This is a genomic window from Pseudoduganella flava (assembly GCF_007830495.1).
Classification (GTDB): domain Bacteria; phylum Pseudomonadota; class Gammaproteobacteria; order Burkholderiales; family Burkholderiaceae_D; genus Rugamonas; species Rugamonas flava.
In genome coordinates this window covers 1-23,673 of sequence record NZ_VLKW01000018.1, presented here as the reverse complement: position 1 = coordinate 23,673, position 23,673 = coordinate 1, and the positions used below count along the sequence as shown (strand labels likewise).

Genomic DNA, 23,673 nt, shown 5'->3' with positions numbered 1-23,673 from the left:
CGCGGGTTGTCCGCAAATCGTCATTTTAGAATTCGGAGTATGCCGATGAAGAAGCAAATGCTGCTGGCCGCGATGTCGCTGGCTATCCTGTCCGCCTACGGTCATGCCGCACCCGCCGACAAGGCGACAACCGAGCAGCTGAAACCGGCCGCCCAGCAGACCCAGGCTGCGCTGTGGGCCTCGCGGGTATTGTCCCGTTATCACTACAAGGCCGTGCCGCTGGACGATGCGATGTCGGAGAAGATCTTCGACCGCTATTTCAAGTCGCTGGATGCGGAAAAGCTGTTCTTCGTGCAGACCGACCTCGACAAATATGCGGGCGCGAAGGCCAAGCTCGACGACGGGATCGTCGGCGAGAACCTGCAAGTGCCGTTCGACATCTACAACCTTTACCAGCAGCGCTTCGCCGAGCGCATCGCTTATGCACGCGAGCTGCTGAAGACCAAGCCCGATTTCACGCTGGACGAAAGCTACCAGTACGACCGCGAAAAGGCCGATTGGCCGAAGAGCGATGCCGAGGTTAAGGACCTGTGGCGCAAGCGCGTCAAGAACGACTGGCTGCGCCTGAAGCTGGCCGGCAAGGACGACAAGGCGATCCGAGATACGCTGGACAAGCGCTATGAGAACTACCTGTCGCGTTCGCGCAAGCTGAACAACGAAGACGTGTTCCAGATCTTCATGAACGCGTACGCGATGTCGATCGAGCCGCATACGAACTACCTGGGCCCGCGCGCGTCGGACAACTTCGACATCCAGATGCGCCTGTCGCTGGAAGGCATCGGCGCCGTGCTGCAGACGCGCGACGAATACACGGTGATCCGCGAGATCGTCACCGGCAGCCCGGCGGGCATGTCCGGCAAGCTGAAGGTGGGCGACAAGATCGTCGCCGTCGCACAGGGCGACAATGGCGCGCTGCAGGACGTGCTGGGCTGGCGCATCGACGACGTGGTGCAGCAGATCCGCGGTCCGAAGGATTCCACGGTGCGCCTGCAGGTGCTGCCGGGTGACGCCGGCCCCGATGCGAAGCCCGTGATGGTGTCGCTGGTGCGCAAGAAGATCAGCATGGAAGAACAGTCGGCGAAGAAGACCATCATGGAAGTGCGCGACGGCACCGTGAAGCGCCGCATCGGCGTGATCTCGCTGCCGACGTTCTACCAGGACTTCGAGGCGCGCCGCCGTGGCGACAAGGATTACAAGAGCGCGACGCGCGACGTGGCACGCCTGTTGGGCGAGCTGAAGAAGGACAAGGTCGACAATGTGCTGATCGACCTGCGCAACAACGGCGGCGGCTCGCTGACGGAAGCCGTCGAGCTGACGGGCCTGTTCATCGACAAGGGCCCGGTGGTGCAGCAGCGCAGCGCCGAAGGCCGCGTCGAGGTCGAGAACGACACGGTGCCGGGCCTGGCCTGGGACGGCCCGGTGGGCGTGCTGATCAACCGCGGTTCCGCGTCGGCGTCCGAGATCTTCGCCGCCGCGATGCAGGACTACGGCCGCGGCATCATCATCGGCGAGCCCAGCTTCGGCAAGGGCACCGTGCAGACGCTGATCAGCCTGGACCGCTTCGCGCAGGACAAATCCCGCCTGGGCGAACTGAAGATGACGGTCGCGCAGTTCTTCCGCATCAACGGCGGCACCACGCAGCTGCGCGGCGTCACGCCGGACATCAAGCTGCCGCAACTGGCGGACGCGGAGAACTTCGGCGAATCGAGCTACGACAACGCGCTGCCGTACACGGTCATCAAGCCGGCCGTGTACATCCCGGCCGGCGAAGTGAAGGACATCGTGCCGATGCTGGAGAAGAAGCATGACGCGCGGGTGGCGAAGGACAAGGACTTCCAGTTCCTCGTGGACGACGTCAACTACGTGAAGAAGCAGCGCAAGGACAACCTGATCTCGCTGAACGAGAAGGTGCGCCGCAAGGAGCGGGACGAACAGGAAGCCCGCGCCAAGCTGCGCGATGCCCGCCTGGCCGCGGCGCCGTCGGCGGACGACCCGATCCTCGTGCCGGACCCGAAGGAAGCCGTGAAGAACGCGGTGGCCGCGAAACCGGCCGGCGCCAAGCAGACGAAACAGGCCGCGGCGGCCGCCGTGAAGGGCGTCAGCCGCACCGACGACGGCCTGCAGGGCGACGAGCGCTCGCTGGCGGCCGAACTGGAAGCGGAAAAGGCCGCGAAGAATGCGAAGGACGTGCTGCTGAACGAAGCGGTGCACATCCTCGCCGACGAAGTGGCACTGCTGAAGACCGACACCCGGCTGGCGTCGCGCGTACTGCCGTACGCCCCGGACCGCTGATCATCCCCGGCAGGGATGTACCTGAGGAGCCCTTGCGGCTCCTCTTTTTTTTGTCCGATCACAGCAGTGATTGTTTGCTGTTATGCGCTGGTTTGATATCTAGTATCACTACAATAAAGTTGCGCGATATGGCGCGGCGCAGCATAATTCACCTGTCTCCTCTATTCTCCTCCAAGGAAATAGACTTCAGCCCGCCAGCTTGGCGGGCTTTTTTTTGGTTTTTTATGGGTGCCCCGTGTCGCTTGCGGGCCGCCGGCCCGCAGGGCAGACATCAGAGCGGGTTCTTCCCTTTGATATACAGTACGCCGTGTTTCGAACTGGGAGTGCCATCCGCCGCCTCCACCACGGTGTACTCGGTCACCGAGCCTGGCGCCGGCTGTACCTTGTACCGCAGCTCCTTCTTCAGGCCGATCACCAGGACGTTGCTGTCCGTGTGCGCCGGGGTCCACCTGAGGGGCAGCGATTTGTCCACGTAGAATACGACCGACGTATTGGCATCCAGTGCGACCGCGTTGGCGCTGCCGTTGCTGCTTTGCAGAATCGCAGACGTTTTCTGCTGGGGTATCGGTGCCACCTCGTTGTAGTCCGCCACCCGCAGTACGTTCAGGAAGAACTGGTAGCGGGAAGCGGTGGCGACGTCATCCGCAACGGGTGAGATCTCGATACGCCAGGCGCCGACTTCCTGCAGGAAGTCTTTGTTGGAGTCATTTACCTGGTACGGGTAATTGACCCATGCGTACGTGCCCTCTTTGCTGCGCGTGCGTACTGTAAAGCGGCAGTCGCCCGTTCTCGTATCCGAATCGATCGATTGCAGGCAGCGTCCGCTATGTTCAATGCTGCCGCCAACGATCTTGATTGCCGCTCCCGCCGGCAGCACTGGCTCGACAGTCACCATGCCGTCGCCGTTCCGGATAACGATAGGGGGATTCGACGCGCCGACGATCGAGTATCTGCCGTCAGTTCCCCCGGACTGCTCACCGTAGGTCATCGGCCGCGTTATGCTGTGCAGCAGCGCCGTGGCGGGGAGCTTTTTTGGCGACTCGATGCGGTCGTGCACCACAATCAACGGTTTGCCGCTCGTTGGCCGCAGGTAAACAATGCTGCGTATGAATCCGTTTTCGCACTCGAGCTTTGGCGAGTTATTACAGTCCTTGGCTTGATAAGCCTTGCTCGCACTGCCTACGACATAGCTGTACCGTTCGCCGTTCTCGAACGCGGTAATGCCGCCGAGGACATTGCTTCCCGTGCCTGTAATCTGTGCCAGCGTCGGGTAAGCCGCCTCTCGATCCCACTGGCCGCCGTCGTTGCTGTACGTTCCATCCCCGTAAATCTCGTCCTTGTCGAAAACGACGATACTGTTGTGGGCGATCGTCCGCCGGTAATAGTTCCACCAGTGCGGTGATTCATATTTATCGTAAGAACCTGAATCGATCAGTAACGGTGCCTTGTAGAACAGCGAGAAGCTGTTCTGATCCAGGTGCTGGTGATTCTGGCTGCTGAACGAAGTCGACTTAAAATCCAGTAACGCCGCATTGTCGTAATCCCAGGTGTCGCGCATCAGCGCATTGCCCGCGACGCTGAAGCGTGCGCCCAAAGGCTGCTTGGTGAGCGCGACCGGGGCCGCCTTTTCCACAGGAAAATACAATTCGTCGAATACCTGATCGAACGAGAGGCGACGGCGGTACTTCTTGACGTGCTCTTCGTAGAACGTTGTGGCAATGCCTGCGGCCTCGACCTGTTCGTCATAATCGGAAGCCGCGGGGTCAGGCTTGGTCGTGGCGGCCGCAAGCGCCATGTATCCTACTTCCTGGGCCGTGACCCCGAAAGCGTAGTTATCGCCGCTGGCGGGGTATGAGTTCTCCCAAGCGGTCTTCCCGTCGGAGTAGCCCATGCGTAATCCGTAGATGAAAGGCTTGATCAGCTTCGGCACGAATGCCCTGTCGAGCTGGGCTCCATCCCTGTCTGGATTGTCGAGTACGCGTCGCCACATGATGAGGCGCTCGATGATCTCGCCGCCGCCGGCGCCATAGGCGAACAGCTGGTTGCTGCCGCCATCGACCGAGATGATGTCGCGGGCCGTCAGGATGCCGTTGACGAGATGGCTGTAGATCGTCGTCAGCAGAGGCGTTACCTCGGCCTTCCGGGTCTTGTCCGCGATCGCCAGCAAGCCGAGCGCCATGCCGTGCATCGCACTCGCATTGTGCCCACTGATGTAATAGCCATCGATGTTGGCCGGACCGTTGCACCTCAAGACGCCCGGGCTGGGGTCGAGCCCGACCTTGCCACATACCATTGCCATAAGGTCGTCGTCTGCCCGATTCGCCGGGCTCGTGATATCGGCCCTGATCGTTGCCACGATGCGCTCCGGTATGTCGCGATAGAGCGCCGCGTATTGCACGAAGTCCGGATTGTTGTCCGGGTTCTCCAGCTCGTAATGAAACCAGTCGTAGATGATCCCCAACGCACCCACACGCGCGCCCATCGACCATTCGTCCCCCGCAGTCAATGGCGCATTATTGATCATCGTGGCGTACGTCGCGGCGGCCTCCAGATAGGTCTTATCCTTCGTTATCTGGTAAACCAGGCCGAGCCTGTACGCAGCGTCGGTGATCACGTTGCGGGCAGCGGTCAATACGTTGCACACGTTCTCACGGCTGTATTCGGTCTTGGGGTCACATTTCGAGATCTCTACAGCAAGTTGCTTTGTTTGCTTCTCGAGGAACCACCAATTCGCGGTGAGGTCGAAGTCGATGCTGTCACTGGTCCAGATTTCGTTGCCTGGCTCCGGGCCTTCGAGGACCCTGATGTGGGCGTTGTCGTCCTTGCGCCCGACAAAATAGAATCGCTGGGGATATTTGCCGGGAGCCCACGCGAGGTCCGTCGGCCACCCCGTGACGGTATTCCCGTCTACTGAAACGGAAACCTTACCTTGCAGCCGGTTGTAATGCATCCTGATGGTCGTCCTGACCCCGGGGGTGAGGTAGATATATGAACTCTTGCGAGCACCGTTCCCGACGAAAGCGACCTCGACACCGAATTTCCCGGTGTCGAACTCCTTGTGACGAAGGAACATGTAGTTCGGCTTGGTACCGTCCGGTGCCACCTCTTGATCCAACGTCCCGAAGAGCACCGCATCGGCCGGATTGAGACGGCTCCTCTCCTGAGGTGTGAACGTATACTCCACCGTTCCCTCGTCCTTGGGCAGGGGAACGGCCGGCATTAGTTTCGCCCGCAAGGCATCAATGTCGTCTTTGGAGGCATACAGCCGTGGATGAGTTGTTTTGATTTCGGGTAGCGGCACTTCCGTTACCGCCGCCAACGCGTTTGTCGCGAAGACGAGGCTGGCCGCTGCCGAGATGGTGCGCATAACACGCATGGGGGACATATGGGCTCCTTGATAGATAGCGTGCGGCGAGATTAACATATTGCTAACATACCAAAAGTCACACATTGTCACGGACGAGATCGCCGATCGCCTGTACGGCATGCCCGTCGACGGGGCGGACCCGTCTGTTCAGGAATGCAGTGAAAGAATATTGCCGAGAACGCAATCGTGCGCCGCACCGCGGCATTTTTGCGTGTAGTTGAGCACTACAGGCCTGGCCACGCCGGGCGAAAGGAGCGACATGCAGAACCGGGAGAAGCCACACCCTGCGCGCGGCGCCACCATCGTCGTCAACGGCGTCGAGCAGCCGGTGAATGTCGACGTGCGCACCACGTTGCTCGACTACCTGCGCGACCACCTGCACCTGACCGGCACGAAGAAGGGTTGCGACCACGGCCAGTGCGGCGCGTGCACCGTGCACGTCAACGGGCGCCGCATCAATGCGTGCCTCGCGCTGGCGCTGGCGCACGCGGGCGACGAAGTGACGACGATCGAAGGTCTTGGCGCCCCCGAACGCCTGCACCCCATGCAGGCCGCCTTCGTCGCGCACGACGGCTACCAGTGCGGCTATTGCACGTCCGGCCAGATCATGTCAGCCGTCGCGCTGCTGGACGAGCCGTGCGGGCGGGACGACGCGGACGTGCGCGAATGCATGAGCGGCAACCTGTGCCGCTGCGGCGCCTACGCGAACATCGTCGCGGCGATCCAGCAGGTGCGGCGGGAGGGCGGCAAATGAGGCAATTCGAACTGCGCCGCGCCGCCAGCGTGCAGGATGCGGTGCTGCTGGGCGCCGCGGCGTCGACGGCGCAACAGGGCGCCGAGGTGCGCTACCTGGCCGGCGGCACCACCTTGCTGGACTTGATGAAGCTGGACGTCGAGCACCCGCGCCATGTCGTGCAACTGGCGCCGCTGGGCCTGGACCGCATCGAGGCGCTGCCCGACGGCGGGCTGTCGATCGGCGCGCTGGTGCGCAACAGCGACCTCGCCCACGACGAGCGTGTGCGGCGCGGCTACCCCGTGCTGTCGGAAGCGCTGCTGTCCGGCGCATCGGCCCAGTTGCGCAATATGGCGACGACGGCCGGCAACCTGCTGCAGCGCACCCGCTGCGTGTACTTCCGCGATGCGGCGATGGCCTGCAACAAGCGCGCGCCCGGCAGCGGCTGTGACGCGATGGCCGGCTACCACCGCAACCTCGCGATCCTGGGCACCAGCGCGCACTGCATCGCGACGAATCCTTCCGACATGAACGCGGCGCTGGCCGTGCTGGAGCCGTGCGTGCACGTGACGGGCCTGCACGGGGCGCGCGAGATACCGTTCTCGAAATTCCACCTGGTGCCGGGCGACACGCCGCATATCGAGACGACGCTGCAGCCAGGCGACCTCGTCACCCACCTGACCTTGCCGGCGCTGCCGGACGGCACGCGCTCCGGCTACCTGAAGCTGCGCGACCGCGCATCCTACGAATTCGCGCTGGCCTCATGCGCTGTCGTGCTGGCGGTGGAAGGCGGCGTCGTGGAGCGCATCCGCATCGGGCTGGGCGGCGTGGCGACGCGGCCGTGGCGGGCCATCGAGGCCGAACATGCGTTGACGGGCAAGCCTTTGAGCCGGCAAGGCGTCGAGGCGGCGGCGGTGGCGGCGCTGCGCGACGCGCGGCCATTAGCCGGCAACGCCTTCAAGGTGGAGCTGGCGCGGCGGGCCATCGTGCAGGCGATCGGCAACGTGGCAGGGGAGGCACTGCGATGAGAGACGACGTACTGGGCGCGGGCCTGCCGCGCATCGACGGGCCGCGGAAGGTCAGCGGCCACGCCCGCTATACGGCCGACCACCATTTCCCCGGGATGCTGATCGCGCTGCCCGTGTGCGCGACCATCGGCCGCGGCACGATCCGCCGCGTCGACTGCGGCGCGGCGCTGGCGATGCCGGGCGTGCAGGCGATCTACACGCGCGAAAACATCGGCCACATCGCGGCGCTGCCGGAAGACTCGAAGCTGGAGATCGACGAGAAGGTGCCGCCCATGCAGGACGACCAGGTGCGCTATTACGGCCAGTACGTGGCGCTGGTGCTGGCCGACACGTTCGAGCAGGCGCGCGACGCGGTGCGCCTCGTGCAGGTCGACTACGATGCCGAAACGCCGGACGTGCGCACCGAACTCGAACCCGGGGGCAGGATGAAGACGGAGACGGAGCGGGGCGACCCGGACAGCGCATTCGCCCACGCGCCCGTCGCGATCGACGAGACGTACCGCACGCCGATCGAGACGCACAATCCGATGGAGCTGCATGCGACCGTGGCGCGCTGGGAAGGCGACAGCCTGACCGTCTATGAAACCACGCAGGCGATCGTCAACCACCGCGGCGTGCTGGCGGCGATGCTGCGGGTGCCGGAAGAGCGCGTGCGCGTCGTCACCGCCTTCCTGGGCGGCGGCTTCGGCGGCAAGCTGTGGCCGTGGAGCCATTCGCTGCTGGCCGCCCGCGCCGCCCAGCTGGCGCAGCGCCCCGTGAAACTGGTCGTCACCCGGCAGATGATGTTCCGCTCGGTGGGGCACCGCACCAACACGCAGCAGCGCATCCGCCTGGGTGCCGACGGCAAGGGCAAACTGATCTCGCTGCAGCATGACTTCCTGTTCCACAGCGCGCCCGCCGGCATGTCGTCCGAAGCGTGCGGCGAAGCGACCGGTTACCTGTACAGCTGCCCGAACCTGCGCGTGACGGGCGGCTCGCGCCAGCGCGATTTCGGCGTCAACACGGCGATGCGCGGCCCGGGCGCCGTGCCCGGCATGTTCGCGCTGGAGTCGGCGATGGACGAGCTGGCCGTGCGCCTCGGCATCGACCCCGTCGCGTTGCGGCTGTTGAACGAGCCGGAGCTGGACGAATCGAAGGGCGTGCCGTTCTCGTCGCGCCACCTGCGCGAATGCCTGCAGCTGGGCGCCGAGCGCTTCGGCTGGGCGCGGCGCGATGCCGGCATCGGCGCGATGCGCGATGGCGACACGATCCTCGGCTGGGGTGTCGCCAGCGCCACCTGGCTCGGCATGCGCCGCCCGGCCCAGTGCGCGATCCGGCTGCACGACGACGGCGTGGTCACGGTGCGTTCGGCCACGCAGGACATCGGCACGGGCACCTGCACGGTGCTGGCGCAGCTGACCGCGCACGCGCTTGGGCTCGACGTGGACCGTGTGCGCGTGGAGATCGGCGACACGGACCTGCCGCCGGGCCCCGTGTCGGGCGGCTCGATGGCCACCGCTTCGCTGGCCACGGCCGTCGCGATGGCGGCCCGGCATGCGGCGCGCCAGTTGCTGGACGTGGCCGGCCGCGAGCAGGAAGGGCGCGAGCTGGCGCTGGTCGAAGGCATGGTGAAGGGAGCCGACGGCGCGCAGCCGTTCGCGGACGTGCTGCGCCACGCCGGCGTGGAATATGTCGAAGGGCAGGGCGAATCGCGCTGGAGCTTCAAGGACCCGCACGCGAAAAGCGTGTCGATCCAGTCGTTCGGCTGCCACTTCGTCGAGGTGGCGTGGCAGCCGGCCATTGCGCGGCTGGCCGTGCGGCGCGTGGTCAGCGTCATCGACGGCGGCCGCATCGTCAACGCGAAGACGGCGCGCAACCAGATCGAGGGCGCCGTGCAGATGGGCGTCGGCATGGCGCTGCTGGAGCACACGCATTACGACCATCGCAACGGCGCGCCGGTGAACGGCAACCTGGCCGACTACATGATGGTGACGCATGCGGACGCACCGCACGTCGACGTCACGTTCCTCGACCATCCGGACCATGCGCTGAACGAGTACGGCGTGCGCGGCGTCGGCGAGATCGGCCTGGTCGGCGTGGCACCGGCGATCACGGCGGCCGTGTATCACGCGACAGGCAGGCGGATACGCTCGCTGCCGGTGACGATAGAGGCGTTGCTGGCCTGAGCCCGTGTCGCCTGGACCACCGGTCACGGCGACACGGGCTCAGCCAGCGGCCCACCTTACTTTACCGGTGCCGCCTCCTGCGCCGCTGCCTCCTGCTTGCCGTCCGTATAGGTCGGCACCTCGCGCTCCGCGTTCGGTGCGGGCTTGCCCGGCAACGGCGGCAAGGCGCGTGCCTTGGCCAGGTCGATGCCGGCCGCCTCGGCCACGCGGCGCCCATACTCCTCGTCGCAATGCCAGAAGTGCCACACCATCCGCAGCGCGATCGGCTCGGGGCACTGGCGCAGGTCGTCGCCCAGGTTCTTGACCAACTCGTCGCGCTCCCAGTCCTCGAACGTGCGGTAACGTTCGCCCGCCTGGCGGTAGTCGTCCTGCGTGCGGCTGGTCTGGTAGCGGCCCACGTGGCCCTCGACCCACTGGCGGTATTCGCGGGCCGGCGGGGGCGATTCCTGCAGGCCGCCCAGGCTGCTCGGCTCATAGTTGATGTGTTTATTGGCGCCGCCGTCGTCGACGTGATACGCCATCTGGCCGTCGCGCTGGTTCGTGCGCGCCTGCGCGGCTTGCTGGGGCGCGTTGATCGGCAGTTGCAGGTAGTTCGGGCCCACGCGGTAACGCTGCGTGTCCGAGTACGACAGCGTGCGGCCTTGCAGCATCTTGTCGTCCGAGAAGTCGATGCCGTCGACCAGCACACCGGTGCCGAACGCGGACTGCTCGGTCTCGGCAAACACGTTGTCCGGGTTGCGGTTCAGGACCATGCGTCCCACCGGCAGCAGCGGGAAGCGGTCTTCCGGCCAGCGTTTCGTGTCGTCGAGCGGATCGAAGTCGAGTTCCGGATGGTCGTCGTCGCTCATGATCTGCACGCAGAATTCCCACTCGGGATAGTCGCCCCGTTCGATCGCTTCGTACAGGTCCTTCGTCGCATGGCCCACGTCGTGCGCCTGGATCTCGGCCGCCTGCGCCGCCGTCAGGTTGCGCACGCCCTGTTTCGGCTGCCAGTGGAACTTCACGAGGTGGGCAACGCCCTGGTCGTTGACGAGCTTGTACGTGTTGACACCGGCGCCTTCCATCTCGCGGTAATTGGCCGGGATGCCCCACGGGCTCTTGACCCACGTGACCATGTGCAGCGCTTCCGGCGAGTTCGACACGAAGTCGTAGAAGCGCCACGGTTCCTGGCGGTTTGTCACGGGGTCCGGCTTGAACGCGTGGATCATGTCCGGGAACTTGATCGCGTCGCGGATGAAGAAGATTTTCAGGTTGTTGCCAACCAGGTCCCAGTTGCCGTCGACGGTCTTCAGCTTGACGGCGAAGCCGCGCGGATCGCGTGCCGTTTCCGGCGAATCCTTGCCGCCGATGACGGTGGAAAAGCGCACGAATACGGGCGTTTGCACGCCCGTCTCGTTCAGCACGCGGGCACGCGTGTACTTCGCGGCCGGTTCGTTGCCGATCTTGCCGTAGGCTTCGAAGTAGCCGTGCGCGCCGGTGCCGCGCGCATGGACGACCCGCTCGGGAATGCGCTCGCGGTCGAAGTGCGTGATCTTTTCGATGAACTGGTAATTCTCCAGCGTGGCCGGGCCGCGCTCGCCCACCGAGCGCAGCGCCTGGTTGTCGCGCACCGGGTGGCCCTGGCGCGTCGTCAGGATGGGGCGTTCGCCGTCCGGTCGATCGGGCTGATGAGATTCTGGCTTGTGCTTCATGGCTGTCCTTTCTGGTCATGGCGGGCCGCCGTGCGGCCGGTGCCATTCTAGCCAGCGCCCTGTGGCCGCGGCGCGCAGTACCGATGCGCAACCGATCTGCTAAGCTTGCGCCTCCTGAACACCTGTCGTACGCATGAACCAAAAACTCCTCTATACGGCGCTGGGCGGTGCCGTGCTGCTGGCCGGCGCCGCCGCGATCCACCACTGGACCATGGCGCCCGCCGGGCCGGCAGGGAATGCCGGGGCACCCGCCGTGCTGACGCCGGCGCAGACCCGCACTGACCGTTTCTGGAGCGCGCGTGTCGCCACGCTGGCCGGCACCGGCGTGCCCGGCGTAGCCGACGGCGCCGCCGCGCAGGCTGTGTTCAGCGATCCGTTCGGCATCGCGGCCGGGCCGCGCGGCACCGTCTACGTCGCCGATGGCGGCGACGCCAATCGCATCCGCACGATCGCGCCGGACGGCCGCGTGGCCACCTTGGCCGGCGGCACGGAAGGTTATGCCGACGGCAAGGGCGCCGCGGCGCACTTCAATACGCCGTCCGCCGTCGCGCTGGACCACCAGGGCAACCTGTACGTGGCCGACACGGGCAACCACGCGATCCGCAAGGTCTCACCGGACGGCACCGTGACGACGTTGGCCGGCAATGGCCAGCCCGGCGACGCGGACGGCAAGGGCGCCGCGGCACGCTTCAACGGCCCGGTCGGCATCGCCGTCGACGACGCGGGCATCGTGTATGTAGCCGACACGTACAACGACCGCATCCGCCGCATCGCGCCCGACGGCACCGTGACGACGATCGCAGGCAGCGGGCAGCCGGGCGACGACGATGGCCCGGCGGCGGCTGCCGCCTTCGACACGCCGAGCGGCATCGCGGTGGCGCCGGACGGCACGCTGTTCGTCGCCGATACGGGCAACCACGCTGTACGCCGTATCGGCACGGACGGCGTAGTGACGACGGTCGCGGTGCCGCCGCAAGGCGAACGGCGCGCGATCCTGCGCCGGCCGATGGGCATCGCGGTGACGCGCGATGGCTATCTGTACGTGACGGCCGGTGCCGGCGGGCGCGTGCTGCAGGTGGCGCCCGATGGCGAATACCGGCCGATCGGCGAGATGGGACGGCCGGTGGAGCCGGAGTACGGCAGCGACGGTTCGGTGCAGCTGTCCGGCCCGCGCGGAATCGCCGTGCAGCGCGACGGCGGCCTCGTTGTCGCCGATGCGCTGGGCTTCGCTGTGATGCGGCTGGCACCGGCGGCCCATGGCGCTGCGGCGGCACCGGTGGCCGCCGCGCGGCCGAAACCTGTGCCGCAGCGGAAGACCATGCCATGGCCCGTCTTGCCGCAGGATGCGCCGCACGAGGTGGTGGGTGTGATGGGCGAGGTGCGCGGCAATTTCGATGGCGAGAGCCGCGATCACTTCCACGCGGGCCTGGACGTGCGGGCCGACGTCGGCGCGAAGGTCGTCGCCGCGGCCGCTGCGAAAGTCACCGACCCGTATCCGAACTGGGGCTATGCCACGCTGTCCGAAGGGCTGAGCGTGGGCACGCTGTCGTACATTCACATGAAGGTGGGGCGCGACCGCAAGGACAAGGCGCTGGACGGGCGCTTCACCGTGCTGACGGACCGGCGCGGCAAGCCGGCCCGCGTGCGCGTCCAACGGGGCACCCGTTTCGCCGTCGGCGACGTGCTGGGCACGATCAACCCGATGGCGCACGTGCACCTGGATTACTTCCCGGCCGGCGGCATCGAGAATCCTCTCAGCCTGCCGTTCGTGGGCCTGCGCGACACGGTGGCGCCACGCGTGCAGAGCATCGTGCTGCTGGCCGACCGCGGCAAGCGCCTGGGCGCGCCGCGCGAGCCGATCGCGAAGAAAATCAAGGGCAGGAAAAAGGCGCAACCGGCCGAGCCGGCGCCGCCGCGACGGGTGCGCGTGCCGCGTTCCGTGGGCGACGTGGACATCGTCGTCGATGCGTGGGACCAGATGGACGGCAACCTGGCGCGCCGCCGCCTCGGCCTGTACAAGCTGGGTTACCAGCTGCTGCACGAAGACGGCACGCCGGCGCCGGGCTACGAACAGCCGCGCATCACGCAGGTGTACGACCGGCTGCCGCGTAATCCCGAGGCCGTGAAGCTCGTGTACGCGGCCAGCAGCGGCATCACGGTCTATGGCAGCAAGGCCACGCAGTTCGCCTACGCCGTCAACAACCGGCTGGAAGACGGTCGCGCCACGCCGGGCACGTGGCACGTCGCCGACATCGCGCCGGGCCGCTACACGCTGCGCATCTATGCGGCCGATTACGCGGGCAACGTCGCCACCGAAGGGCGCGACTTGCCGATCGAAATCGAGTAACTGCGGTCAGCGCACGAACGCGGTGCCCTTGCCGGCCACGCTGCGCTCAAGCGGATCGCCATAGATGGTGATCGAGCCGGCGCCGTTCGTGTGCGTCGTGACCCGGCCGGTGACGGCGATCGCGATGTCGCCGGAACCCGTCGTGGCCAGGTCGGCGCTGGCCGCGTGCAGGCCGGCCAGTTCCGCGTCGCCGGAGCCGTACACGGTGACGTCGGCCTGCCGCACCTCGCCGCGCGCCGTCAGCGTGCCGGAACCGTAGAGCTGGGCCTGCAATGCATCGCCATGCACGCCGCCGACGCTGACCCGGCCGGAGCCGTTCAGCGCGACCCGTGCGCTGCCGGCGTCGAGCGCGTCGGCGACCAACCGCCCCGAGCCACTGTTCACCGCTTCGAGCCGGTCGACGTGGCCGCGCAGCTCGATCCGGCCGGAGCCGCGCTGCACGACATGCAGCGTGCCGCCGGCCAGGCCGCTGACGTGGGTGCCGGCCGAGCCGGCCGTTTCCAGCCGCTCCAGCCGCGGCACCGTGTAGCGCACCCGCACCGGCTGCGTCGCATGCACGTCGCGGTCGCTCCAGATGCGCAGCGTGCCTCCGCGGGTTTCCGTGTGCAGGTGCGCCAGAACGTTGGCATCCCCCTCGAGCGACAGCGCCGGCGCGGCGCCCACCTGGACGGCGACATCGAGGTCGACCTGGCGGCGGCCGGCCAGTTCCAGCGCGGGGGCGCCGTCCACCGCGCGGGTCTCGGCGACGACGTTGCCGTCGCCCTCGAGTGTGGCGCCGTCCGCCGCATGCCGGTCGCCGGGAACGACGATCACGCAGCCGGCCAGGATGGTCGCGATGAGGGCGGGCAGGGCGGACAAGGTGGGCGGGCGCATGGCACTCTCCAGGAACGGACGGATGTTGCCATCGTAGCGCCGCGTGCGCACGGCCGGGCGCCGGATGCGACGAAGTGCCGAAAATGCGTGATGAACTGCGCGTTGGCGTTGCGTGCCTGCGTCTTCCGGGGGAAGACCTTAGCCTTCCCGGCGCGGCAGCAGCAGCCGCAGGCGGCCTTCCAGCGCCTCGAACTGCAGCGGCGTGGACAGCGTCAGCAGCTCGCCGTCGACGGCCGCCTTGACGCGCTTGCGGCCGTAGAACGGCGTGTGCACCGTCATCCGGCGAAAGCCGAACGCGGTGACGTCGCCGGTGTCGGCCATCCGGCCCAGCGCGCCGTGGAACAGCAGCCCGAGCATGCCGAGCCGGCCGACCGGCTTCGGCGCGACGGCGGTCAGTTCGCCTTCCGCCACGTCCGGGGCCAGTTCCGCGAGACCCACCTGTTCCATCTGCAGCCGGTTGTTCCCGACGAACAGCGTGGGGGTGCGCAGGCGCAGCGTGCGGCCTTCGGTCTCCAGGGTCAGGCGCAGGCGCCGGTGCGGCATCAGGATCGTCTTCAGCGCCGACAGCAGCGCGACGAAGCGGCTGCGGCCGAACTGCCGCTTGTCCTGCTCCCTTTCCTCCAGCAGCTTCGGATACAGGCCGATGCTGGCGTTGACGAGGAAGATGTGGCCGTTGACGGAGCCGATCTGCACGGGCTGGATCGTGGCCGTCAGCAGCGCGTGCACGGCATCGGCCAGCTCTTCCGGGATACCGTGCGTGCGGCCGAAATAATTGAACGTCCCTTGCGGCAGCGCGCCGAACGGGCAGCCGTGGGCGACGGCCTGGCGCGCGACGGCATTGATCGTGCCGTCGCCGCCGGCGGCAACGAGGATGCCGCCGTGCTTGCACGCGGCGCCCGCATGGGCGGTGGCCGCCTCGTCGAGCGTGCTGGCATCTTCGATCAGATGCAGGTGGAAGCGGCGGCCGGCGGCCGTCAACGTCTGTTCGATCGCCGCGCGGCGCTCGGCCGTTTCGGCAGCGCCGGAACCGGCATTGAGCACGATGTACAGCGGCGCGTCGGCAGGGAGGTTTTCGGTCATGGTGCGCCGAACTGTATCACTGCCCGGCGCACCGGTGCGCACGGCACTGCCGAGCAGCGCCGCGCGCTGTCGGCCATCAGCGCGTGAAGATCGGCGCCTGCACGACGGGGGCCATGCCGTGGCCGAGGTGGAAGCTCGGGTGCGGGGGCTGGTTGTAGCCGGCGTTCTGGCCCGCCACCTGGGCGCGGTACTGCGGATCGTGCATCAGCGTCGGGATGCGGCTCGCCGTCGGCGCCGTCGTGCTGAACACCAGCAGCGCGCTGTTGTCGGCCGTGCGCCACACGACTTCCTCGCGCCAGTCACCCAGGATGTCGGCCGACAGCACCGGCGTGGCCTTGGTGCCGTTGTTCGACGCCGCGTCGTACAGGCTGCCGTCGAGGATGCGTTCGAACGTGGCGGTGGCGGGCTGCCACTTGTCGATGCCGACGCCGTCCAGCGATTCGCGCAGCAGGTCGCCGTCCCACCAGCTGGCGAAGTTGATGCGGTTCGGGTGCGTGGCCGAGATCTCGGTGCCGTTCGCCGCCATCAGGCCGCCGCGCGACGCCCAGCATTCCTCGCCCGGATAGGCGGGGTCGATGTCCATGCAGACGCCGCGGCCCACGTCGCCCGTCGTCGCCACGCTCCACAGCAGCTTGCCGGTGGCGGCATCGTGCATCTCCGCCCCCGCGGTGCCGTAGCACGACGGGCTTTCGTGCACCATGTAGATCTGCTGGCCGGGGCGGGACGGATCGAGCTTGCCGACGTGCAGGGCATCGCCATGGCACAGGTTCGTCGAGTACAGCAGGTGGCCGTCGCTACCGATCGTCGCAGCGCCATAGATGATGTCGTCGCGGCTGTCGCCATCGACGTCGGCCACCGAGAACCAGTGGGCACCCTGGCCGCGCGCGGCGCTGCCTTCGGCGTCGGTGTCGAATACCCAGCGGCTCGTCAGCTGGCCGTCGCGGTAGTCCCAGGCGGCGATCACGGCGCGCGTGTAGTAGCCGCGCGAGAAGATGGCGCTGGGACGGCGGCCGTCCAGGTAGGCTACGCCGCCGAGGAAGCGGTCGACCCGGTTGCCGTAGTTGTCGCCCCAGCTGCCCACGGTGCCGCGCGCCGGCAGGTAGTTCGTCGTCGCCAGCGCCTTGCCGGTGCGGCCGTCGAACACGGTGAGGAATTCCGGGCCGGACAGGATGTAGCCGGCGCTGTTGCGGTAGTCGGCATCGGCGTCGCCGATCACGGTGCCGGTGCCGTCGACGGTGCCGTCGGCCGTCTTCAGCATCACTTCGGCGCGGCCATTGCCGTCGAGGTCATACGCGACCATCGTCGTGTAGTGCGCGCCGGCGCGGATGTTGCGGCCCAGGTCGATGCGCCACAGGCGCTTGCCGTCCAGGCGGTAGGCATCGATATAGGTATTGCCGGTGTAGCCGGATTGCGAGTTGTCCTTCGCATTGGTGGGCTGCCACTTGACGATCAATTCGTACTGGCCGTCGCCATCGAGGTCGGCCGGCGTGCCGTCGTTGGCGTCGTACGTGTAGGCCACGCCGTCCGGCGTGGTGCCGCCTGCCGGCTGCTGCAGCGGGATGCGCAGGTATGGCTGGTTCCACGTGGCCTGCGCGGCTTCGGCCTGCTTTTCCTTGCCCTTGACGACGGGACGGATCGCATACGCGGCCGAGGCGGTGCCGCCGGCATCGGCGTAGTTGGACACGTCGAGCGGCGCGGCATTGAGCTTCACGCCATCGCGGTAGATATTGAAACGCGTCTCGGCGTCGTCGGTGCCGAGCACGCGCCAGCTGACGAACACGCCGTTGGCGGTTGCGATCGCGACGGCGCCGCGGTCCAGTTTTTCCACCTGCTTGCCTTGCGCGGCAACGGCGGACTGTGTCAGCGCGAGCGTCAGCAGCGCTATCGGTGCAAAGTTTCGGGTCATAGGTTCACCACTCATGAGAACGACGATGGGAATGCGCGCCACGGATGTCTCCTTCCATGCGCGCACGGGCTTTGCATCGCCGGCGCAGGTCGCGCCGAGGCCGTGCATCTGCGGCCGGCCATCACGCCGCGTGACCAGGCTGGGGTGGGAACCGAGTATCGGGACTGGGCAAAGCGGTGTCAACGCGGCGCCTGCAAGCACTCACGAAGATGAGCGGGAGCTCCAAAGATCGCGCTGCGCTTGCGCTGGTCTCAAAACAACACCAGGGACAGTCCCTGGTGCGTTATGGGCAGTTGAGCTGGTTTGAAAACAACACCAGGGACTGTCCCCGGTGGTGTGTGTTGTTTTCCTGGCACCCTGCGGCTTACGCTTTGGCGAACGCCAGCAGGTCGGCGTTGACCTTGTCCTTGTGCGTGTCCGTCAGGCCGTGCGGGGCGCCGGGGTAGACGATCAGCTGGGCGTGCTTGACGATCTTCGCGGAGGCGCGGCCCGCTGCGTCGATCGGCACGATCTGGTCGTCGTCGCCGTGGATGATCAGCGTCGGCTTGTCGAACTTCGCCAGGTCGGCGCGGAAGTCCGTTTCGGAGAACGCCTTGATCGAGTCGTAGGTGTTCTTGTGGCCGCCCATCATGCCCTGCATCCACCACGACTGGATCAGGCCTTGCGACACCTTCGCGCCGGGGCGGTTGAAGCCGTAGAACGGGCCGGACGGGATGTCCAAGTACAGTTGCGAGCGGTTTGCCAGCTGCGCGGCGCGGATGCCGTCGAAGACGTCGATCGGCAGGCCGCCCGGATTGAACGGCGTCTTCACCATGATCGGCGGCACGGCGGAGACGAGCGCCAGCTTGGCCACCCGTTTCGTGCCGTGGCGGCCCACGTAGCGCGCCACTTCGCCGCCGCCCGTCGAGAAGCCGGCCAGGATCGCGTCCTTCAGGTCCAGCAGCTCGATCAGCTGGGCCAGGTCGTCGGCGTAGTGGTCCATGTCGTTGCCGTCCCAGGGCTGGCTCGAGCGGCCGTGGCCGCGGCGGTCGTGGGCGATCACGCGGAACCCATTGTTGGCCAGGTGGATCATCTGCGATTCCCAGCTGTCCGAGTTCAGTGGCCAGCCGTGGCTGAACACGATCGGCTGGCCATGGCCCCAGTCCTTGTAGTAGATCTCGACGCCGTCGCGGGTCGTGAACGTGCTGGCCGTCTTGCGCACGGCTTTCTGCGGCGCGGCGGCCGCTTCCCCGGCAAAGCCGGCGGCCAGCGGCACGGCGGCCAGCGCTGAAAGGGCGGCGCTGCCCATCAGGGCGGAACGGCGGGACAGGTTGATGTTGTTCTCGTTGCTCATGATGTCTTCCTTCTGTGTAATGTGAATGTTCCAGGTCGTGTGCGATGATCGCGACAGCCTCGTTCAGGCTTGCCGTGACGTCATCCGATGGAAAGCATGGTAGGGCAGCGGACGGGGTGTTGAGAATGGGCAAGACTGCAAACCCGCTTTGCAAAAATGCGGATCCCCCACAAGGCAGAGAACGACAAGCTACCGATGGCAAACGACTTCGACTGGAACGACATCCCGCTGATCCTGGCGCTCGCCCGCACCGGCAGCATGAGCGCGACGGGACGCGAGCTGGGCATGGATGGCTCGACGATCAGCCGCCGCATCGCCGCCGCCGAAAAGGCGCTGAACCTGCGCCTGTTCACGCGCGACACCACGCGCTGGCACCTTACGGAGCCCGGCCAGGTGTTCGTCGAACATGGCGAAGCCGTGTTCGGCAACGTGCAGAGCATGCTGCTCGCGTCGGCGCGCGAGGCCGATACCGTGGCCGGGCCCGTGCGCCTGTCCGCGATCGACTTCCTGTTCGATCACTGGCTCGTGCGTCACCTGCCGGCCTTCACGGCGCAGCACCCGGAAGTCGAGGTGCAGCTGTTCGCCGACAACCAGAACGTGTCGTTCACGCGCCGCGAGGCCGACTTCGCGCTGCGCCTGGCCCAGCCCACGGACGACGCGGCGGTGCTGATGCGCCGCCTCGGCGACATCGGCTGGGCAGTGTATGGCGCGGGGCCGTACGCGCAGGTGCCGCGCGAACGCTGGGGCGAGCAGCCGTGGATCGCCCACGAGGAAGCCAAGTGCCACCTGCCGGAGATGCGCTGGCTTGCCCGCCTGGCACCGGAACCGCGCATCGCGCTGCGCGTGAACAGCCTGTCGACGATGGTCCAGGCATGCCGCGCCGGTGTCGGGCTGGCGCTGCTGCCGTGTATCATCGAGGGCCGGGACGGTCTCGTACGGCTCTCGCAAGGGGCCGAGGTGTTCCGCGAGCTGTGGCTGCTGAGCCATCGCGACGCGGGAGCGATCGGCCGGTTCAAGGTGGTGGCGGCCTGGATCGCCGCGCTGTACGAGGAGAGCCGCCACCGCCTGTGTGACTGAAAACCCGGGAGGCGCGATGCGGATACTGGTGACGGGCAGTACCGGCCATTTGGGCGAGGCGCTGGTGCGCGTGCTGCGCGCGCAGGAACACGACGTGGTGGGGCTCGACATCCTGCCGTCGCCATTCACCGGCGCGGTGGCATCGATCACCGACCCGGATGCGCTGTGCGCGGCAATGCGCGGCAGCGACGCCGTGCTGCATGCCGCCACGCTGCACAAGCCGCACGTGGCCACGCACACCCGCGCGCAGTTCGTCGATACCAATGTGCACGGCACGCTGAACGTGCTGGAGGCGGCGCTGGCCGCGGGCGTGCAACGTGTCGTCATGACGAGCAGCACCAGCGTGTTCGGCGCCGCGATGACGCCGCCGGCGGGAAGTCCCGCCGCGTGGATCGACGAGACGGTGACGCCGATCCCGAAGAACATCTACGGCGTCACGAAGCTGGCCGCCGAAAGCCTGTGCGAGCTGTTCGCCCGCCAGCACGGCCTGCCCGTCGTCGTGCTGCGCACGTCGCGCTTCTTCCCGGAGGCCGACGATGCGCGCGACACGCGCGAGCGCTATGCCGATGCGAACGTGAAGGTCAACGAATTCCTGCACCGCCGCGCCGACATCGAGGACATCGTCGACGCCCACCTGCTGGCCATGGAGCGCGCGCCGGCATTGCGCTTCGGCCGCTACATCGTCAGCGCCACCACGCCCTTTACGCGCGACGACGTGGCCGCATTGCGTACCGATGCGGCGGCGGTGGTACGCGAGCGGGTGCCGGCCTGCGCGGCCGAGTATGCGCGGCGCGGCTGGGCGCTGTTCCCCACGCTCGACCGCGTGTACGACAACACGCTGGCGCGTACTGCGCTGGGCTGGCAGCCGCGCCACGACTTCGCCGGCGTGCTGGCACGCCTAGCCACGCAAGCCATCGATGCCGACATCCGCAGCCCCCTCGCACAACAGATCGGCAGCAAGGGCTATCACGACCGCGTGTTCGACGACGGTCCCTATCCGGTGTGACCGCGGCCGCCTGCCTGGGGTAGAATCAAACGACCGTGCTATTCAAACATCGATAACGAGGAGACCGCATGGACTTGAACTACACCGCCGAGGATGAGGCTTTCCGCGCCGACGTGCGCGCCTTCCTCGCCGAGCATCTGCCGCCGGACCTGCGGCACAAGGTGCGCAAGCACCTGCGGCTGACGAAGGACGACTACGTGCGCTGGCACAAGATCGTTGCGCAGCGCGGCTGGTCGGTGCCGGCCTGGCCCGTCGAGTACGGCGGCCCGGGCTGGAGCGCGACGCAGCGCCACATCTGGGACGACGAGTGCGCCCGCGCCGGCACGCCGCAGATCCTGCCGTTCGGCGTCAACATGGTGGCGCCCGTCATCATGGCGTTCGGGAACGCCGAACAGAAAGCCTATTACCTGCCGCGCATCCGCGATTGCGACGACTGGTGGTGCCAGGGTTATTCGGAACCGGGTGCCGGCTCCGATCTCGCGTCGCTGAAGACGACGGCGGTACGCGATGGCGACGACTACATCGTCAACGGCCAGAAGACGTGGACCACGTTGGCCCAGCATGCCGACATGATCTTCTGCCTCGTGCGCACCGATCCGACCGTGCGCAAGCAGGAAGGCATCTCGTTCCTGCTGATCGACATGAAGAGCCCCGGCATCACGGTGCGGCCCATCATCATGCTGGACGAGGAACACGAGATCAACGAAGTCTTCTTCGATAATGTGTGCGTCCCTGTGCGCAACCTGATCGGCCAGGAAAACAAGGGCTGGACGTATGCGAAGTACCTGCTGGGCCATGAGCGCACCGGCATCGCCGCGGTCGGGCGCAGCAAGCGCGAGCTGGGCTTCCTGAAGCAGCTGGCGCTGCGCCAGCAGGATGGCGGCCGGCCGCTGCTGGACGATCCGCAGTTTGCCGCCAAGGTCGCGCAGGTGGAGGTCGAGCTGATGGCCCTCGAGGTCACCGTGCTGCGCACGATCGCCCAGGAAGGCCAGGCGCCGGGGCCGCAGGCGTCGCTGCTGAAGGTGAAGGGCACCGAAGTGCAGCAGATGCTGACGGAGCTGATGGTCGAGGCGCTGGGCCCGGCCGCGCTGCCGTTCGAGCCGGATTACCTGGAAGGGCGCGCCGCGCACCCGGTGACGGGCGACGAGGACACTGCGCCGCTGGCCGCGTACTACTTCAACTACCGCAAGACGTCGATCTACGGCGGTTCCAACGAAATCCAGAAGAACATCATCGCCCAGATGATCCTGGGACTGTGAGGAGGCGCCATGCACTTTGAACTGAAGGAAGAACAACGGCAGCTGGCCGACGCACTGCGCCGCTGGATCGAGCGCGATTACACGTTCGACGCGCGCCGCGCCATCGTCCGCTCAGACACGGGCACGTCGCCGCAAGCGTGGAGCACCTTGGTCGAGCTGGGCCTGACGGCGCTGCCGATCGCGGAGGCGCAGGGCGGTTTTGCCGGCACGGCGGCGGACATGTTCGTCGTGATGCAGGAACTGGGCCGCGGCCTCGTCGTCGAACCGTACTTCGCGACGATGCTGGGTGCACGCTTCCTGCAGCTGGCCGGCGGCCAGGAAGAGATGCTGGCGCAGGTGGCGGCCGGCGAGTTGAAGCTGGCCTGCGCGCTGGGCGAGCCGCAGTCGCGCCACGACCTGGCGGACATCGTCACGAAAGCGTCCGGCCCGCTGGATGCGGCCGCCGTCTCCGGCGTCAAGACCGTCGTGCTGCATGGGGGCCAGGCCGATGCGTTCATCGTCTCGGCGCGCAGCCATGGCGAGCAGCGCGACCGGGACGGCATTTCGCTGTTCGTCGTTGACGCCGACACGTCCGGCCTCGTGATCCACGACGTGCGCGCGATCGACGGCCAGCGTGCCGCCACGATCACGTTCGACCATGCGCCGGCCACGCCGCTGGGCACGCCCGGCGCCGGCTGGGACGTGCTGGAAGCGGCGGCCGACTACGGCGCCGCGCTGCTGTGCGGCGAGGCGGTGGGCGTGATGGATGCGCTGTTCGCGGCTACCCTCGACTACCTGAAGACGCGCCAGCAGTTCGGCGGCCCGATCGGCAAGTTCCAGGCGTTGCAGCACCGGATGGCGGACATGTTCATCCACCTGGAGCAGGCCCGCTCGATCGCGCTGCTGGCCGCCGTGAAGGCGGATTCACCCGATGTGGAAGAACGCCGCCGCGTCGTGTCGGCAGCCAAGGCGCGGGTCGGCGAAGCGGCCCGGTTCGTCGGCCAGCAAGCCGTCCAGCTGCACGGCGGTATCGGCGTGACCGACGAACTGCCGGCCGCGCACTGGTTCAAGCGGCTGACGACGATCGGGCTGACGTTGGGCGATACGGATCACCACCTGCGCCGTTTCGCGGCGCAGCCGGGCTTCCGCGACGTTGCTTGACCGGTAGTACTGTCGAGCCCGTGTCCCGCAGGGTCAGACCCGGCGGGTGTTTTGTCGGGACACATAGGTAACACCTGTCGGGAGACATAGGTAACACCTTTTATGATCATTGCACAGCCACTTACAGGAGCGTGCAATGCCTTGGAAGGAGTCCACCTCTATGTCATCTCGACAGGAATTCGTTCTGCTTGCACTCAGGCCTTCAGCTAACATTGCCGAGCTTTGCCGTCGATTCGGTGTTAGCCGGAAAACTGCCTACAAGTGGCTGGAGCGTTATCGTGCCGGCGGAGAGCTCGGGCTGCTTGATCGATCCCGGCAGCCGCACTCTTCCCCCGTCACTGCTGACGGCGAGCTTGAGATGCAAGTACTGGCGTTG

At 67.0% G+C, this 23,673-nt stretch carries 16 protein-coding genes; 10 read left to right on the top strand and 6 right to left on the bottom strand.

Translation table 11 applies throughout. From position 1 onward, the window contains the following. The first annotated feature begins 45 nt into the window (after positions 1 to 45). Positions 46 to 2,292, top strand: a complete 2,247-nt coding sequence (locus tag IP92_RS28590; RefSeq protein ID WP_145881886.1) for a carboxy terminal-processing peptidase — start codon at positions 46 to 48, stop codon at positions 2,290 to 2,292. Between the two features lie 271 nt (positions 2,293 to 2,563). On the opposite strand, the gene IP92_RS28585 is transcribed toward IP92_RS28590, so the two are convergent. Further along, the gene (locus IP92_RS28585) at positions 2,564 to 5,677 is read right to left on the bottom strand and encodes a heparinase II/III domain-containing protein (protein WP_158206873.1); all 3,114 of its coding nucleotides are present in this window, start codon (positions 5,675 to 5,677) and stop codon (positions 2,564 to 2,566) included. Positions 5,678 to 5,918: 241 nt separating this feature from the next. On the opposite strand from IP92_RS28585, the gene IP92_RS28580 reads away from it, so the two are divergent. Genes IP92_RS28580 through IP92_RS28570 form a run of 3 tightly spaced genes read left to right on the top strand, consistent with a single transcriptional unit; the run spans position 5,919 to position 9,585 of the window. Beyond that, entirely contained in the window at positions 5,919 to 6,413 is a 495-nt protein-coding gene (locus tag IP92_RS28580) for a (2Fe-2S)-binding protein (protein WP_145881882.1), read from the top strand. Then, a complete protein-coding gene (locus IP92_RS28575) occupies positions 6,410 to 7,420 on the top strand; it encodes an FAD binding domain-containing protein (RefSeq protein ID WP_145881881.1) in 1,011 nt (336 codons plus the stop codon). Before IP92_RS28580 ends, IP92_RS28575 begins: the two co-directional genes overlap by 4 nt. Then, entirely contained in the window at positions 7,417 to 9,585 is a 2,169-nt protein-coding gene (locus IP92_RS28570) for a xanthine dehydrogenase family protein molybdopterin-binding subunit (RefSeq protein WP_145881878.1), read from the top strand. Before IP92_RS28575 ends, IP92_RS28570 begins: the two co-directional genes overlap by 4 nt. Before the next feature lie 56 nt (positions 9,586 to 9,641). On the opposite strand, the gene IP92_RS28565 is transcribed toward IP92_RS28570, so the two are convergent. Beyond that, positions 9,642 to 11,276: a catalase gene (locus tag IP92_RS28565; protein WP_145881876.1), complete on the bottom strand. Its 1,635-nt coding sequence runs from the start codon at positions 11,274 to 11,276 to the stop codon at positions 9,642 to 9,644. Positions 11,277 to 11,409: 133 nt separating this feature from the next. Between IP92_RS28565 and IP92_RS28560 the strand changes: the two genes are divergently transcribed. Beyond that, entirely contained in the window at positions 11,410 to 13,623 is a 2,214-nt protein-coding gene (locus IP92_RS28560; RefSeq protein ID WP_145881874.1) for an NHL repeat-containing protein, read from the top strand. Positions 13,624 to 13,629: 6 nt separating this feature from the next. Here the strand turns inward: IP92_RS28560 and IP92_RS28555 are convergent, their stop codons facing one another. From IP92_RS28555 to IP92_RS28540, 4 genes are all read right to left on the bottom strand, one after another. Next, complete coding sequence (locus IP92_RS28555) at positions 13,630 to 14,496, bottom strand: GIN domain-containing protein (protein ID WP_145881872.1); 867 nt, start codon at positions 14,494 to 14,496, stop codon at positions 13,630 to 13,632. Positions 14,497 to 14,634: 138 nt separating this feature from the next. Beyond that, on the bottom strand, positions 14,635 to 15,576 hold the full coding sequence (locus IP92_RS28550; RefSeq protein ID WP_145881870.1) for a diacylglycerol/lipid kinase family protein: 942 nt from the start codon (positions 15,574 to 15,576) through the stop codon (positions 14,635 to 14,637). Positions 15,577 to 15,652: 76 nt separating this feature from the next. Beyond that, positions 15,653 to 17,482, bottom strand: coding sequence for a rhamnogalacturonan lyase (locus tag IP92_RS28545; protein ID WP_199271865.1), 1,830 nt, complete (start codon positions 17,480 to 17,482; stop codon positions 15,653 to 15,655). A gap of 364 nt (positions 17,483 to 17,846) precedes the next feature. Continuing rightward, the gene (locus IP92_RS28540) at positions 17,847 to 18,815 is read right to left on the bottom strand and encodes an alpha/beta fold hydrolase (protein ID WP_145881866.1); all 969 of its coding nucleotides are present in this window, start codon (positions 18,813 to 18,815) and stop codon (positions 17,847 to 17,849) included. Positions 18,816 to 19,010: 195 nt separating this feature from the next. Here IP92_RS28540 and IP92_RS28535 point away from each other — a divergent pair, with 195 nt between their 5' ends. The 5 genes from IP92_RS28535 to IP92_RS28515 all read left to right on the top strand — a co-directional run. After that, complete coding sequence (locus IP92_RS28535) at positions 19,011 to 19,892, top strand: LysR family transcriptional regulator (RefSeq protein ID WP_229419020.1); 882 nt, start codon at positions 19,011 to 19,013, stop codon at positions 19,890 to 19,892. Positions 19,893 to 19,908: 16 nt separating this feature from the next. Next, the gene (locus IP92_RS28530) at positions 19,909 to 20,898 is read left to right on the top strand and encodes an NAD-dependent epimerase/dehydratase family protein (RefSeq protein ID WP_145881862.1); all 990 of its coding nucleotides are present in this window, start codon (positions 19,909 to 19,911) and stop codon (positions 20,896 to 20,898) included. Between the two features lie 68 nt (positions 20,899 to 20,966). Further along, positions 20,967 to 22,157: an acyl-CoA dehydrogenase family protein gene (locus tag IP92_RS28525; RefSeq protein WP_145881860.1), complete on the top strand. Its 1,191-nt coding sequence runs from the start codon at positions 20,967 to 20,969 to the stop codon at positions 22,155 to 22,157. Between the two features lie 9 nt (positions 22,158 to 22,166). Next, positions 22,167 to 23,297 (top strand): acyl-CoA dehydrogenase family protein, encoded by a 1,131-nt coding sequence (locus tag IP92_RS28520; RefSeq protein ID WP_145881859.1) that lies wholly within the window; start codon positions 22,167 to 22,169, stop codon positions 23,295 to 23,297. A gap of 136 nt (positions 23,298 to 23,433) precedes the next feature. After that, positions 23,434 to 23,673: helix-turn-helix domain-containing protein (locus IP92_RS28515; RefSeq protein ID WP_145881857.1), on the top strand; the 240-nt coding region annotated here is incomplete at its 3' end.

Excerpts from the sequence above, each read along its gene's own strand:
- IP92_RS28590 (WP_145881886.1), top strand. The coding sequence starts at position 46 with ATGAAGAAGCAAATGCTGCTGGCCGCGATGTCGCTGGCTATCCTGTCC.
- IP92_RS28585 (WP_158206873.1), bottom strand. The coding sequence starts at position 5,677 with ATGTCCCCCATGCGTGTTATGCGCACCATCTCGGCAGCGGCCAGCCTC.
- IP92_RS28580 (WP_145881882.1), top strand. The coding sequence starts at position 5,919 with ATGCAGAACCGGGAGAAGCCACACCCTGCGCGCGGCGCCACCATCGTC.
- IP92_RS28575 (WP_145881881.1), top strand. The coding sequence starts at position 6,410 with ATGAGGCAATTCGAACTGCGCCGCGCCGCCAGCGTGCAGGATGCGGTG.
- IP92_RS28570 (WP_145881878.1), top strand. The coding sequence starts at position 7,417 with ATGAGAGACGACGTACTGGGCGCGGGCCTGCCGCGCATCGACGGGCCG.
- IP92_RS28565 (WP_145881876.1), bottom strand. The coding sequence starts at position 11,276 with ATGAAGCACAAGCCAGAATCTCATCAGCCCGATCGACCGGACGGCGAA.
- IP92_RS28560 (WP_145881874.1), top strand. The coding sequence starts at position 11,410 with ATGAACCAAAAACTCCTCTATACGGCGCTGGGCGGTGCCGTGCTGCTG.
- IP92_RS28555 (WP_145881872.1), bottom strand. The coding sequence starts at position 14,496 with ATGCGCCCGCCCACCTTGTCCGCCCTGCCCGCCCTCATCGCGACCATC.
- IP92_RS28550 (WP_145881870.1), bottom strand. The coding sequence starts at position 15,576 with ATGACCGAAAACCTCCCTGCCGACGCGCCGCTGTACATCGTGCTCAAT.
- IP92_RS28545 (WP_199271865.1), bottom strand. The coding sequence starts at position 17,482 with ATGACCCGAAACTTTGCACCGATAGCGCTGCTGACGCTCGCGCTGACA.
- IP92_RS28540 (WP_145881866.1), bottom strand. The coding sequence starts at position 18,815 with ATGAGCAACGAGAACAACATCAACCTGTCCCGCCGTTCCGCCCTGATG.
- IP92_RS28535 (WP_229419020.1), top strand. The coding sequence starts at position 19,011 with ATGGCAAACGACTTCGACTGGAACGACATCCCGCTGATCCTGGCGCTC.
- IP92_RS28530 (WP_145881862.1), top strand. The coding sequence starts at position 19,909 with ATGCGGATACTGGTGACGGGCAGTACCGGCCATTTGGGCGAGGCGCTG.
- IP92_RS28525 (WP_145881860.1), top strand. The coding sequence starts at position 20,967 with ATGGACTTGAACTACACCGCCGAGGATGAGGCTTTCCGCGCCGACGTG.
- IP92_RS28520 (WP_145881859.1), top strand. The coding sequence starts at position 22,167 with ATGCACTTTGAACTGAAGGAAGAACAACGGCAGCTGGCCGACGCACTG.